The sequence below is a fragment of the Dyadobacter sp. UC 10 genome, from assembly GCF_008369915.1.
Lineage (GTDB): Bacteria > Bacteroidota > Bacteroidia > Cytophagales > Spirosomataceae > Dyadobacter.
On the sequence record NZ_VSRN01000001.1, the window covers coordinates 6321580 to 6335284 of the forward strand.

Genomic DNA, 13705 nt, shown 5'->3' on the forward strand with positions numbered 1-13705 from the left:
GTTTTATAAGTTTTGAGATAATCCTTTCTTCTTTTTTCGCTTTCTTGATCGCAGTGGACGGGGTATGGGCCCATCTTGTTTTAACGGATCGAACAAAGCATCTGCCATCTCCGGCTTGGTATTCGTGACTGGTAGATTTCGCTGTTGAAAAGGGAAATCCGGGAATACCTGGTGCGAAGAGTGACGCGACGAGTGACTGATCGAATTGCTGTGCTCACCAAGGTCCGGCACATTGTATTGGGCAATATTTGTTGTTAACTGCATTGGCGAGCATCGTTCCTGTATGGCTTTTGCGCTGTAATTCTTACCCAATGAACTGCCGTTGAAAACAGATTTTGTACGATGGTCGACATAGGTGACACCATAGATTAAGCCGGTATCATTCTTCCTGAAAACTGTATCGACCCCCTCCCTTTTGAGAATATTCGTCAAGCGGTCGAGGGTAACATTCGACTTTCCATAAAGCGTAAAATCGATGGCGTTTTTAACGCGAATTTTATCCGCCAATCGGAGCTGCTCGTTGATTTCGAACCGCTTTTGCAAATACTTCAGTGTTGGTTTTCGCTGGAAGGAGCTCGCTTTTATGGGCACACCAACGCGCTCGCCTTTTTCATTGATAAGCCTGTAATAGAGGCCTTCTTTTTGGAAAGTCCTTGAACCTTCATTGCCCCTGTCGGCAAGCACATTATACTGGCCCAGTACTGCATTTAGCTCAGGAATAGATGTAAATTTATACCGGTCGATTACTCCGGCAAGTACCTTTGCTATCGCTTTTTTGCTTTCTATTTTACCGTAATCCACGGCCAATATCGCTGGTTTTAGTTCTTGGAGTTCTTGGTTCCGGCCGTCCGCTTTGATTAGATTAAAGTCAATTTCAATTTCTTTCCGGGCCTTCTCTGATTGGTTTTTTCCGAGATTATGCAGTGGTATCCGGCTCCCATCTGACCGGATGTTTGTGGTAACAAGATGGATATGCTCGTGGGCCACATCCTTGTGCTCGTAAACCAAATAGGGTTGGTCATTGAACCCAATCTTATCCATATAACTGCCCGCTATGGCACGAAGTTGATCCGGTGAAAGATGCTCTGACGGGTCGAAATTCAACGAGATATGGACACTATTTACTTTTGTACGAAGGTTTAGCGAAGCCAGCTTTTGAAGCAAATTTAGTTTCTGGTCAAATGTCAGATCGGTTGCCTCTTTCGGGTAGTTTTCCGCCGCCAAACAAACGGCCTGCTCCTCTCCTACTTTCCTTTCATTGTACATCAAAACAGCCCTGAGGCTGCTGCTTGTATGGATCACTGCAACCATCGGTCTGCTAGCTTGTTGATGACTAATTTCACCTGCCCCAGCACTGAAAGTACCTCCTCATTATGTGAATCCTGCCGGTGTAAATGGTCCCTGAATTCAGCGATCTGGCTTAGTGCATGCAGCCTTTTTGTGGCTTGGTTGGAGTTGTTGCCAAGGCGGCTGAGCTCCACGCGGAGCCTGGTCACTTCAAGCATTAATTCATCGGCAGACCGGTCTCGGGTAACCACAGACACCGGCTTGCCTAATAGCAACAGGCGCATATATTCGCTCAGCTTCCTGCATGTAGAAGATTTGCACTTTTTGTTGATTCGGGCCAACTCACCAGGCGTCAAGCGAAGTGTTACCCTTTCTGTCTTGTTTGTTTCCTTTCCTTCCATCACATACCATTTTCTCGTTAAAGATATCTCTCGCAAACCGGCCCCGACTTCGGAGGGGGACGGCCAGATCGGTCCTCCGGACCGACAATTGTCAGACAATTGTACATCTGGCCGATTGCGGTTAAGAGGCAATTCACCCAGATTTTTTGAAATCTGGATCCTTCCAGCCTGGCAGCTGAAATCCTTCACCTCTTCTGCCCCACCGACTCACTGTCAAGCCACTCATTGAGATCCTTATAGCCAACATACATTCCGCTGGCATCATTGTATTTTTCACTGAAATCCGTTGCCGTTAAAGTGCACTTAACACCCGCAGCATCCCGATCAAGATAAAGGTCGATGTGGTAGTGGCTTTCCAGGAAAGAACGCGCCCGATCGAAGAGTGAGATGGAATTTAAGATTACGTAATTTTCGGGCTGCTCAATGGTTTTCTTCATCAAGGTTTTGTAGGTCAGAAAATCGAACATGCCCTCAAACACCGACACGGTCGGAGCACCGACATTGATTGTAGTAATATCCTTCGGACTGCTTGCCAACTTCGAGTAACAATTCCGTAATTCATAACCACTAGAATTATTGAGCAAGCCAATTGCAAAATATCTTCGATCCCCGATCTGGTAGTTAACCTGTCGGCAGTATTGTCTGGCAATATCAGCTGAAACAGATCTTGAAACTATGTAGTCCAAAAGTGTTTTACTTGTGAGCTGCCCAGTATACAAAATTTGTATGAGGCAATTCGCGGCTGCCTTCTCTGTCGAAGGTAAAAGAATCTTAGGCTTGTGAAAGGACCAGTAATCGGAGAAAATCTTGATTACCTCCCCAACTGAGCACTGGTAAAAAATGGAGGCGAAGTCAATTAAATTCCCTCCAAGACTGATTCCGTGATCATACCAACGATTAAGTCTCCTATTGACTTTAAACGATGCAGTCCGTTCATCCCGCAAGGGGGACAAATACCAGTGATCTGCACTGTGCACCTTGACTGGCTCAAATCCCAATTCTGACAGATAACCAATAAGGTCTAATTCTCTAATTTCTGCCAACGTTAACAGCCCGCGGCTTCCCCTCTCTCTTTCGCTCATTTTGCTTTCTGTTTTGGTTCGTGGAGCGAAATTAAAGAACACGAATGTCAGCTACCTATCCTGGGTAAATTCTCCTTAGGATCGTTTCAGGGGCAATTATTATTTTTGTACCGTACTAAAAACAAGAAACATGATGAACGCGAAAGAGCTGGCAAGTGTGTATGATACCATCATGAGTATCCCCGGAATGAACGATCAAATCAAGATAGATTTGAAGATTAGCAGGCGGAATGTTTTGCTTCTGACCCAGGCGATCAAAAGAGCATTAAGTATTCCCGACGTTGACGGCAATCCTGACTTGATCGAAATAGCTTCAAACGAGTCCAAGGAAGAACTCTTAGCGCTGTCGGCTGATTGCTTGCAGAAATCAGGACTCGTGGAATTGAACGACCGGCTCGCGAAGTTGTAAAGAAAATCTGTGTCTTAACATCTACTAAATCAGACAGTAGCATCCAGGGCAAGTATCTAGGATCAGGTAATTTTCTCTTTACCACTTGAAATAGATGCACCGCGAGAATTGTATCGTAGTGTCGGGCTGTCAACTTCTGACATTACCAAAATTGACGATCCGACTTTTGTATGGGTCATTGACGCGTTCGCTAAGCGGTTCGAAAAACCAGCCGCATTTTCCGATTTCGGCAGTGCTCTCAATTTGGTCAAGCGCCTGAATGCGTTTGTTGAGGGAGGCGTTGGGCTGAGGCCAGTTTTGAGATCCATAAACGAGCTCAAAACGGACAGGTATAAACGTCTGGTTGATGTTGGCTTGACACCATACCTGATTCACTTTTACAGTAATCGAAAAGGCATTGAACTTGTGGACGATCTCGGCGATGATCTTGATGAATTAAGTGTCGATAGAACAAATGCGAAATTGGAATAGGCAATGCCCAAGTAAGAAGCAACATAATGATCCGGAATACGGCCGAACAAGCAGTTGGGTTGGCGAAATATGATTCAATTCGCTTTTCTACCGTCAAAGATTTGAATAATTAGACACGTTGGCTAAAGTTAATCAACCGCTGCTCCAATATTTCAACTATTAAATTTGAAATCCAGTAAATGCTTTCCAACCGGCATTTTGTACTCCGCATATGAAACGGAGTAAATCAAACAATCTTCCAGCGTCTCAATTGCCTCATCAGATTTTTTTGAAGAAAAAAGCTTTCCGCCACACATGCCATATCTCCATCTGCAACGAGCCTGGATGTCACATCGTCTCCTCCAATATGATAGTATGTGGCATAAGGCCGGAATGGATTAAGTAAATGTTATCATTTATTTGTCCGAAGTCCACAAGAATACGTCCCTTAAGGAGTAGTCAATGAAGAAAATTCGCGCCTTAAATCGGCGAATGCGTCCGATTGCAACGTATCGAAAAACAGAGCAAGAGGTTTGGGATCTACCATAAAACTACAATGTACGTTTCGCTAATTTCATTGTGTTACAACAAGTAGAAATCTTGTTGTAACACGAGTAAAAGTGATGTTTTATAACAAGATAAGCATAGTTTAATTGTGAGTTATTTGAACCGATAAATATTTATTCTACAAACTAATCGAACAGGTATGAAAGCACCCCCCTACGAGGTCGGTAGATCGGCAAGACCGGTTATTCTGACTATCCTAAGTGTTTTGTTAGTTTTTTTCAGTGGCTCTGACAAGCAATTGCTAAATGAGTCTAATAATAGTCCCGACGAAGCCAATAGAGCTGCGAGACTTTCTGGCAAACCAGTCCTGACAGCTGATTATGAAATTGAAACGGTTTCTATCAGTCGTGTTGAATCTCGTGATTCCAAAGCAGCAAAATCCGACGTGGTATTTACGGAAATCGGGCTGCAACCGATTGAAAGAAAACCGCAATTACATTAGCGTACCAGCGCAGCACTGATTTCAATACCGGCACGTGCGATTGAAAGACGAAGTAAGTTGGTTCTCCTGCCTTCAGATGATACGCATTTCAATACCGACAGGTGCGATTGAAAGCAACGATTACAACTACGACAACTCGGACACGAATGTATTTCAATACCGACAGGTGCGATTGAAAGCGTTAAGGTGCACTCAATAGATGCCAAATATGTAAAATTTCAATACCGACAGGTGCGATTGAAAGACAGATCATCGGGCATTTGTCCGGGATACCGGATACATTTCAATACCGACAGGTGCGATTGAAAGTTGTCTTTTAGCCCCACCCCATGAAAGCAAACACTAAATTTCAATACCGACAGGTGCGATTGAAAGCTCTCCTTAAATGTCAGGATAGGGGGCTAGTAGCCTGATTTCAATACCGACAGGTGCGATTGAAAGTTTACACGCTTTTTCATCCAAGTGCAGCTCACTGAGATTTCAATACCGACAGGTGCGATTGAAAGCTTTTGTCAGAACGTCGTAAACAGGTACTTTATAGATTTCAATACCGACAGGTGCGATTGAAAGCGAAGAGCTCAAACAGTACAATCCGGTCATGTACACATTTCAATACCGACAGGTGCGATTGAAAGTCGGGAATTGATTTTAGAAGCTTCATTCCAAGATCCGATTTCAATACCGACAGGTGCGATTGAAAGTGATATGCGAGTTCAGTTGTCGACATTTTTAGCTTATTTCAATACCGACAGGTGCGATTGAAAGTGCCCCAAACGCAATACGCATTTGCCGGATCCTTGAAAATTTCAATACCGACAGGTGCGATTGAAAGCTGATGGCTCAGGAGATCCGGCAGTTTACTGACAAATTTCAATACCGACAGGTGCGATTGAAAGATCCTCGACGAGTGGGCAGTCCCACAGGATGGAACAAATTTCAATACCGACAGGTGCGATTGAAAGCCGGATCCCGCGCAAATTCTGCGACGTCGATGGAAAGATTTCAATACCGACAGGTGCGATTGAAAGTCTTCAATTTGCTTCCAACAATTGGCGCGCAGGTAGATTTCAATACCGACAGGTGCGATTGAAAGTGAAATTGAAATATACAGCACGCAGTCAAAATATGAATTTCAATACCGACAGGTGCGATTGAAAGAGGAAGGTTGGCGGGCTTGGTCGTTCAGAGAGGCAAAATTTCAATACCGACAGGTGCGATTGAAAGGACCGACTGCGTTGCGATCGCGCGGCCCTTCTCGAATTTCAATACCGACAGGTGCGATTGAAAGGCAAAGCTTCCAGAATACTACCCGCAAATTCAAAACGATTTCAATACCGACAGGTGCGATTGAAAGTTTTTCGTCTTGTTCAAGCATCAGCTGCACCTTTTCATTTCAATACCGACAGGTGCGATTGAAAGCCAGAATCCAGCCGTGAACGCCTCATCCCATGCAGATTTCAATACCGACAGGTGCGATTGAAAGTCTGCTGTTTTCCAACGATCGTCAACGAAAGCTTTTAATTTCAATACCGACAGGTGCGATTGAAAGCAGATTGCGCACAATGCTACCGCGCTGTTCATTGCCAAATTTCAATACCGACAGGTGCGATTGAAAGCCGTTGCGGTTTCCGCTTTCCCGCGCCGGGTAATCTATTTCAATACCGACAGGTGCGATTGAAAGGCAAAACAGCTGACCGAGGCACAAGCTGCGCTATCTGATTTCAATACCGACAGGTGCGATTGAAAGTAAAGAACTGATCGAGAGGTTAGTGACGTCGAAAAGATTTCAATACCGACAGGTGCGATTGAAAGGGGAAATCTCAAGAAATCACGCAGATCCTTATTCATATTTCAATACCGACAGGTGCGATTGAAAGTTCTTTGATAGTGCCGTCCGATAGCTCGATTTGAAATTTCAATACCGACAGGTGCGATTGAAAGCCAGCAACATTAACGGTTGGAGCAACAAAAGAGCCGATTTCAATACCGACAGGTGCGATTGAAAGTCAAAGTATCCATGAGTGTAACAGTAACTATATTAGAATTTCAATACCGACAGGTGCGATTGAAAGATATTAAAGCTTGAGAGCCTGGTGCATGGGAAGGTTATTTCAATACCGACAGGTGCGATTGAAAGCCATTCTTTTACCGACTCAGGAAGCGTTTTGACGAATTTCAATACCGACAGGTGCGATTGAAAGGAGGCTACCACGCATGCAGATGTGTTTGTTGCTACGACATTTCAATACCGACAGGTGCGATTGAAAGCCACAATTATTAATCCCCCGACTATCTGCGTATATCATTTCAATACCGACAGGTGCGATTGAAAGCCACCATGACTTATTGTACCCTTTTGAATAATCGTATTTCAATACCGACAGGTGCGATTGAAAGCTCCGCTATTCATCAAAAGCCAGTCTAGGCTAACTGTATTTCAATACCGACAGGTGCGATTGAAAGGTAACCGTGGGTTTGGTTTTATCCGTAACGATGCTCCGATTTCAATACCGACAGGTGCGATTGAAAGGCAGTCAAGTACATCGCACGTGCAGGTAAGAAAGACCATTTCAATACCGACAGGTGCGATTGAAAGCCAGCCCAGATGGTCATTGATCAGCATTTCGTACAGATTTCAATACCGACAGGTGCGATTGAAAGTTGGTTACCCTTATCAAAGCCTTGCTGGTAGGTAAGATTTCAATACCGACAGGTGCGATTGAAAGCAAGCTTTAAGCTTCCTTTTGAGGCTCCGTTGGGGAATTTCAATACCGACAGGTGCGATTGAAAGCTACTAGCTCAGAAAGCTTTTGCTCGGCTTCGATGATTTCAATACCGACAGGTGCGATTGAAAGCCTTTTTCCAGATAGGCAGTGTGGGCATGAGCGGAAATTTCAATACCGACAGGTGCGATTGAAAGTCTCTTCTTTATGATCCGCCTTGAACTTATTAGCAAATTTCAATACCGACAGGTGCGATTGAAAGTCTTCCGATATCCATTCGATAGTAGCCTTTTGTTCGATTTCAATACCGACAGGTGCGATTGAAAGTCGGTAACAGGAACAACGCACACGCATGCGATAACTAATTTCAATACCGACAGGTGCGATTGAAAGTATACAAAGTCACAGGTAGACAGCATTGTTAGCAAGATATTTCAATACCGACAGGTGCGATTGAAAGCTGAAAACTATCTATCATTTACAAGGAGTTGAATGATTTCAATACCGACAGGTGCGATTGAAAGCAAAAACCAGGACGTTACCCACATCAGGAAAATGTAATTTCAATACCGACAGGTGCGATTGAAAGAGGGCGCAGGGTGTTGTATTACATGAACCAGTTCGATTTCAATACCGACAGGTGCGATTGAAAGGTGGAGCGAGGTTGGAGGCTGGACAGCGACTACAAAATTTCAATACCGACAGGTGCGATTGAAAGCGTAGTTTATCTTCCTTTTCATTTCAACAGATATTTAATTTCAATACCGACAGGTGCGATTGAAAGCTTCTTGTTTCAATTTGGATCAGCACATTCATTTTAATTTCAATACCGACAGGTGCGATTGAAAGGCAACAACGATCGGTAATAGCGTCATGCAAGATACATTTCAATACCGACAGGTGCGATTGAAAGAGGGCTGGTGTACCGAATCAATGGTAAATCCTTCGATTTCAATACCGACAGGTGCGATTGAAAGGAAGAAAACAGGGCATTAACGAATGCATTGAGGATATATTTCAATACCGACAGGTGCGATTGAAAGGAAGGTAGACAATCCTTATCTATCAGCGTTCATAACATTTCAATACCGACAGGTGCGATTGAAAGCCGAAAGATAGAAGGTTTTTAAAAGGCTGGATTGCCATTTCAATACCGACAGGTGCGATTGAAAGCTTAAACTTCAAGTTTTTGACTTTGGGTTTAACGCATTTCAATACCGACAGGTGCGATTGAAAGCAGTGTCACCACAACAAGCGCAATGCTTCTATGGGAATTTCAATACCGACAGGTGCGATTGAAAGTAACTCGACAACGACTGTTTGAAGTCCTGGCACTACATTTCAATACCGACAGGTGCGATTGAAAGCTAGTACTGGATCAGTGCCGCGACAGATGATTTTGATTTCAATACCGACAGGTGCGATTGAAAGCGAAAAAAGCCTGACAACTGCAATACATAAAGGCTAATTTCAATACCGACAGGTGCGATTGAAAGGAGTCAGTAATACCATACCCCGCAATCGTTGTAGGGATTTCAATACCGACAGGTGCGATTGAAAGAAATGGAAAATCGCGGATCCTGCTGGGTTTTTATCAATTTCAATACCGACAGGTGCGATTGAAAGTCTTTTCTTATCGTGTCGCCATCGGTGATACTATCCCATTTCAATACCGACAGGTGCGATTGAAAGTCGCCAACAAACACAACGAAGAGTGCCCGATAGTTCGATTTCAATACCGACAGGTGCGATTGAAAGCCTGCTCGGCTAGGTTCTTGCGTGTGTACTTGAAATCATTTCAATACCGACAGGTGCGATTGAAAGATGTAGGTAAAGCCGCGCTCGACCAGATCACCATATTTCAATACCGACAGGTGCGATTGAAAGCCTGCCGAAACGTGCAATAATTGCCACAGACTTACAATTTCAATACCGACAGGTGCGATTGAAAGAGGAAGGGAAGCCCGCACGTGGCTGACATTGTTACATTTCAATACCGACAGGTGCGATTGAAAGGCAGGATTTCAACCCGGTAAATAACAGGGTCAACATCATTTCAATACCGACAGGTGCGATTGAAAGAAGAATATTCCCAGGGGTTCAGTTTCAGGGATATGTATTTCAATACCGACAGGTGCGATTGAAAGATGAAGAAGCGTGTAGAAAGGTGTTTGAGTTCTTTGATTTCAATACCGACAGGTGCGATTGAAAGGATGGTCTTTCGCTTCTTAGGCGGCCTATCAACCTTATTTCAATACCGACAGGTGCGATTGAAAGAGTCTTAAATCAAATGTTGGATAAGCAATACAAGGATTTCAATACCGACAGGTGCGATTGAAGGCAGTAACAGGAACAACCCACACGCACGCTATAACTACATTTCAATACCGACAGGTGCGATTGAAAGTTTCTTCTCTGTACCCTTCTGAACCCTGTTTAAAGATTTCAATACCGACAGGTGCGATTGAAAGAGAGGGTTTTGAGCCAGAAGGTGTAAGTAACTACCAAATTTCAATACCGACAGGTGCGATTGAAAGTATTAATCAGGCCATCGGCATTGGACGAGTGGCTTAATTTCAATACCGACAGGTGCGATTGAAAGATGGGTAAGTAATGTTGAAATTAGCAGAGGTTTAGAATTTCAATACCGACAGGTGCGATTGAAAGGCGTGGTTGGTCAGGTGGACAAATCATTAGCCAAGAAATTTCAATACCGACAGGTGCGATTGAAAGTTAAATGAGCGCATCAAGCTAGCAACTAAAACCTAATTTCAATACCGACAGGTGCGATTGAAAGTTCCGGATCAATGGCAGTCTCTTAGAGCTACCAGAATTTCAATACCGACAGGTGCGATTGAAAGTCCCGTTTTAATAAAGGATTGAACATGAAAACAGAATTTCAATACCGACAGGTGCGATTGAAAGTTCGATGCGGCGCAGAACGAAAAACCAGGAGCTTAATTTCAATACCGACAGGTGCGATTGAAAGGTTGATATTTTACATCGCCCACCATGTGATATTACATTTCAATACCGACAGGTGCGATTGAAAGCCGGGTCAAAAATATGGATTATGGCTTGTAGAATGCGGTTTTTACAACAAAAAAGAATAAAAAAATCGTCATCCCCTAAAAGCGCTAGAAACGTCCGGGGATGACGACATGCCCGTTTAGCCCTTACAAAGCGTTTTTTGCTAGCATTGCTCTTTGTCGAGAGCGGGCAATTTTTTAAGATCCAAAAAAAGGCGGACGGCTTTGAGGTTGACGACCAGACAATGATCTAACTTACAGAAAACGAGAGCGTTCCCCTTTTTCTTCTCCCAAGGAAATTCTATCAACATATCGTTCATCTCTTAGTTGGTAAAAGATCACACCATCACTGTCTTTCATTAGTTGATCAGCCTCAGTTTCTAATGATTTAAACTGAGAATGGGTGAGCTCTCCTTCGAAGACTGAATTTTGAATCCACGTCAAATATCGCCGAAAAAGTTTAAGCATTCTTCCGACACGCTTCTGATTGACATCATAAACAGCAATATAGTACGGCATAAATTTAAAGCAATAATATGTTTCAGTACGTCAAAGAACATTTCAACTTATAACACGGATTTGGTTTCACCACCACATGTGCAATCCCTGATAAGTGTTGCCCGCCGGATCGCTGAGGTGACGAATCAATTTATAGCATTCCAGACGTATTAATCGCTCATAGGAAACTTTTTTATCCAATGCACGATGATGTACAGTTTTACTAAGTCGTTCATCCCAGTGTTGTACAAAAATTTTACGCCCCGCATCAGATAGGTAGCAACCTCCGAGATGTTTCTCAAAATGCTTTGAATTTATTTCTCCTGTCTTAAGTAGTCGAAAAATCGCTCTGTCTACCAAGAGCGGTTTGAATATCTCCGCAATATCCAGAGAAAGTGAAAATCTACGATCCCCTGGTTCATGAAGAAACGCTATCGTAGGATCAAGGGCTGTTCGATAAATTTGTCTCACGACTGTGCTATAACAGAGAGAATTTCCAAACGAAATCAATGCATTGAGTTCGTTCGAAGGTGGCCGTCGTTCGCGTTTATTCATCGGGAATTTTGAGGCGACTTCCTTTCCCAGAAAATGTGGCCATAACTTATAATATCTGTCCCGAATACGCCCCTCAACGGCCATGAGAGTAAAAATATCCGTGGTAAGGGGTAGCGCACCACGATCCCGGACCAGCGCCTGCAAAGTAGCCTGCGTTTCTTGCTGTGCATCGCCCTCCAAGCGTGGCTGATAATATTTGATAACGCGCTCGATGTTAAACAAAGCAGCTTCCACGAATGCTTTCGCAAGTGTTAGTCTCCTTTTAGGACTTAAATAATGGTGTGCTTGCTGAATACGTAATCGTCCGGAGAGTAGATTCTCCCTTGGATAGAGCGTGGCGGAATAATTGCCGTAATAGTCAAAAAAGAAAGCGGGCACTCCTTGTTGCCCCAAAAACGTAATTAGTTTGGAATTGATGTCTATTTCACCAAACAAAAACAAGCTATCCACGCTCTCTATTGGAAATTGAGTCCGTCCTCCGTCTGGAAGAGAAGACGGCACTCCTTCGTCCTCTGGTGAATCGTCCGGTAGCCTTTCACCGGAGGTTTTTTCCAAAGCCAGGGTGTTATGCTGACGCTTTAATCGTCCGCTCGAAAATAAATAATACGGTCGTTTCATTCGCTGTTAAAATTTGTTGATTCAATAAAACGAATTATCCGAAGCACAACTCCTCAAAAGAACACTTGGCACAAAAGCTTCGTTGGGTTAGAACCGGAGGTGGAATTTCCTGAATTGCAAGGCTACTTATTGCAGCGACGTTTTTTTCAAGTTCAAGGTAATGTTCGGCTTCAAGGAAGACAGCCTCTGTTCTGCGTAAAAGAGGATAGTCCAGCTGTCCACTGAATGGTACGCCGTCTGCACGGGTAACTCCGTTTCTATACAGCAACCAAAGGTAAAACCTGAGTTGCCAACGGTGCGCGTCTTCACATGAACGACCTTTTTTAGTTTCATGTAAAACACCGTGTTTCAGATTCGCCCGATCGATTTTTCCAACCAATGGTGTTCCGTCAGGGGCTTCGGCTTCTATTTCGAGATGTTTATCAGACCGGGCGTAAGAGGACTCATCCAGCAGTCGCCCCAAAGCAACTGCGTCGGATTCCTGCTCCATTGCAATCCCTCGCAAAGACCACCACGCCTTGCGAGGGCACAAACGATAGTAGCCGATGAGCATTCCGCCGATGCGGAGACTTTTCGAAATCATTTTTCGTAGTCGTAGTCTCTTAACAATCTTGTAATCGCTTGCTCTGCCTGATTCATTGCATCCGCAGCACCAACGACACCCCTTACATACCCTTTACAAGACAAAGAGATAAAGGTATCAACACCTTCAAACGTGTCTACCACTGGATCTGCTCTTCGAGCTTCCTCTTCACTAAGATCAGCCCGAATCGCAGAAGCAATTAGCCCGGCATTTTCACTTAATGCCAATGCTAAGGTAGTTTGCGGGCTATATGTACGAGCTTGGTTACTGGTAATGTGCCATTCGACTAATGCCTTCGCCAAGGATGGAATAAGCTTTTCCCGACGGATAGCCGGGCATATCAGTCGGTCTCCGTCGTCAGATAGAATCCAATTTTCTTGTTTCAATCGCTCAATAGTTTCTTTATCAACTTCGGGTTCATGTTGATTTAAAGAAATACTAAAAAGGCGAGATCGGTCAATAGCAATATCATAAACAAACAAACCAGTAGTGCGGACATTTTCTGGAATCCAATTACGACGCGGTAGCGTACGTTGCTTACTCTCCAAGTATTCGTCAATTTGTTCCTCTGACAGCTCTGTACCGGAAGCATTTAATACTCGAACTGGGTGTTGGCCTGGTTTGTCACTTCGGTCAAATGTGAGATTTTCGGAGTTTAAACTTACCAAGAGAGGATGTAATGGTCGCATGGCCGAAATTGATAATGGACTACGGCGTTTAAGGGTTACGACACCGGGTCTTGCACGCATCCATCCACCGATAAGCTGATCCGCATAGGAAGGATCGCACGGAGACCAAGGCTCCTTGTTACTTAGGGCGTCATCCTTTGTGATCTCATAATTAAACGTAATTGGCGCACGTGCCTCACCTGTTTCTTCCGCCAAAAAATCAAGAAGAGAACGTTTTACTTGCTGACCACTAGAATATGCAACCGATTTGCCAAAGGTTGGATCGTAGTATTTCTTTTGTCCTTCCTGAACAGAGAAAACGGTATGTTCAGCGAGTTTCAGCCCACGCAAATAGAAATAAGGTTTCATAAGAATATATTAGTTTAAAATAAG

General features: G+C 43.9%; 10 protein-coding genes and 1 CRISPR repeat array. Of the genes, 3 read left to right on the top strand and 7 right to left on the bottom strand.

Features of this window, described 5'->3' with window-relative positions; genetic code table 11:
* Positions 1–3: 3 nt before the first annotated feature.
* From FXO21_RS26060 to FXO21_RS26070, 3 genes are all read right to left on the bottom strand, one after another.
* Complete coding sequence (locus tag FXO21_RS26060; RefSeq protein ID WP_149642835.1) at positions 4–1311, bottom strand: relaxase/mobilization nuclease domain-containing protein; 1308 nt, start codon at positions 1309–1311, stop codon at positions 4–6.
* A complete protein-coding gene (locus FXO21_RS26065; RefSeq protein ID WP_149642836.1) occupies positions 1299–1688 on the bottom strand; it encodes a plasmid mobilization protein in 390 nt (129 codons plus the stop codon). Before FXO21_RS26065 ends, FXO21_RS26060 begins: the two co-directional genes overlap by 13 nt.
* Before the next feature lie 185 nt (positions 1689–1873).
* Positions 1874–2770 carry a toprim domain-containing protein gene (locus tag FXO21_RS26070; protein ID WP_149642837.1) on the bottom strand — a complete coding sequence of 299 codons (897 nt, stop codon included), beginning with the start codon at positions 2768–2770 and terminating at the stop codon, positions 1874–1876.
* 130 nt (positions 2771–2900) lie between these two features.
* Here FXO21_RS26070 and FXO21_RS26075 point away from each other — a divergent pair, with 130 nt between their 5' ends.
* The 3 genes from FXO21_RS26075 to FXO21_RS29260 all read left to right on the top strand — a co-directional run bounded on the left by FXO21_RS26075 (position 2901) and on the right by FXO21_RS29260 (position 4638).
* Positions 2901–3179, top strand: coding sequence for a hypothetical protein (locus FXO21_RS26075; RefSeq protein WP_149642838.1), 279 nt, complete (start codon positions 2901–2903; stop codon positions 3177–3179).
* 108 nt (positions 3180–3287) lie between these two features.
* On the top strand, positions 3288–3650 hold the full coding sequence (locus FXO21_RS26080) for a hypothetical protein (protein ID WP_149642839.1): 363 nt from the start codon (positions 3288–3290) through the stop codon (positions 3648–3650).
* Between the two features lie 685 nt (positions 3651–4335).
* Positions 4336–4638: a hypothetical protein gene (locus FXO21_RS29260; RefSeq protein ID WP_409014808.1), complete on the top strand. Its 303-nt coding sequence runs from the start codon at positions 4336–4338 to the stop codon at positions 4636–4638.
* 18 nt (positions 4639–4656) lie between these two features.
* Positions 4657–10414: direct repeats of the CRISPR family, unit length 29 nt; unit sequence ATTTCAATACCGACAGGTGCGATTGAAAG.
* A 231-nt stretch (positions 10415–10645) separates the two neighbouring features.
* Here the strand turns inward: FXO21_RS29260 and cas2 are convergent.
* From cas2 to FXO21_RS26100, 4 genes are all read right to left on the bottom strand, one after another.
* Positions 10646–10909 carry a CRISPR-associated endonuclease Cas2 gene (cas2, locus tag FXO21_RS26085; protein ID WP_149642840.1) on the bottom strand — a complete coding sequence of 88 codons (264 nt, stop codon included), beginning with the start codon at positions 10907–10909 and terminating at the stop codon, positions 10646–10648.
* Between the two features lie 66 nt (positions 10910–10975).
* Positions 10976–12061: a type I-B CRISPR-associated endonuclease Cas1b gene (gene cas1b / locus FXO21_RS26090; protein WP_149642841.1), complete on the bottom strand. Its 1086-nt coding sequence runs from the start codon at positions 12059–12061 to the stop codon at positions 10976–10978.
* A gap of 34 nt (positions 12062–12095) precedes the next feature.
* Complete coding sequence (cas4, locus tag FXO21_RS26095) at positions 12096–12644, bottom strand: CRISPR-associated protein Cas4 (protein ID WP_149642842.1); 549 nt, start codon at positions 12642–12644, stop codon at positions 12096–12098.
* Positions 12641–13681, bottom strand: coding sequence for a CRISPR-associated protein Cas7 (locus FXO21_RS26100; RefSeq protein ID WP_149642843.1), 1041 nt, complete (start codon positions 13679–13681; stop codon positions 12641–12643). The genes cas4 and FXO21_RS26100 overlap by 4 nt, the downstream gene beginning before the upstream one ends.
* Positions 13682–13705 lie beyond the last annotated feature (24 nt).

Coding starts and splice junctions, on each gene's coding strand:
- cas2 (WP_149642840.1), bottom strand. CDS start 10,909: ATGCCGTACTATATTGCTGTTTATGATGTCAATCAGAAGCGTGTCGGA.
- cas1b (WP_149642841.1), bottom strand. CDS start 12,061: ATGAAACGACCGTATTATTTATTTTCGAGCGGACGATTAAAGCGTCAG.
- FXO21_RS29260 (WP_409014808.1), top strand. CDS start 4,336: ATGAAAGCACCCCCCTACGAGGTCGGTAGATCGGCAAGACCGGTTATT.
- FXO21_RS26060 (WP_149642835.1), bottom strand. CDS start 1,311: ATGGTTGCAGTGATCCATACAAGCAGCAGCCTCAGGGCTGTTTTGATG.
- FXO21_RS26100 (WP_149642843.1), bottom strand. CDS start 13,681: ATGAAACCTTATTTCTATTTGCGTGGGCTGAAACTCGCTGAACATACC.
- FXO21_RS26070 (WP_149642837.1), bottom strand. CDS start 2,770: ATGAGCGAAAGAGAGAGGGGAAGCCGCGGGCTGTTAACGTTGGCAGAA.
- FXO21_RS26065 (WP_149642836.1), bottom strand. CDS start 1,688: ATGGAAGGAAAGGAAACAAACAAGACAGAAAGGGTAACACTTCGCTTG.
- FXO21_RS26075 (WP_149642838.1), top strand. CDS start 2,901: ATGATGAACGCGAAAGAGCTGGCAAGTGTGTATGATACCATCATGAGT.
- cas4 (WP_149642842.1), bottom strand. CDS start 12,644: ATGATTTCGAAAAGTCTCCGCATCGGCGGAATGCTCATCGGCTACTAT.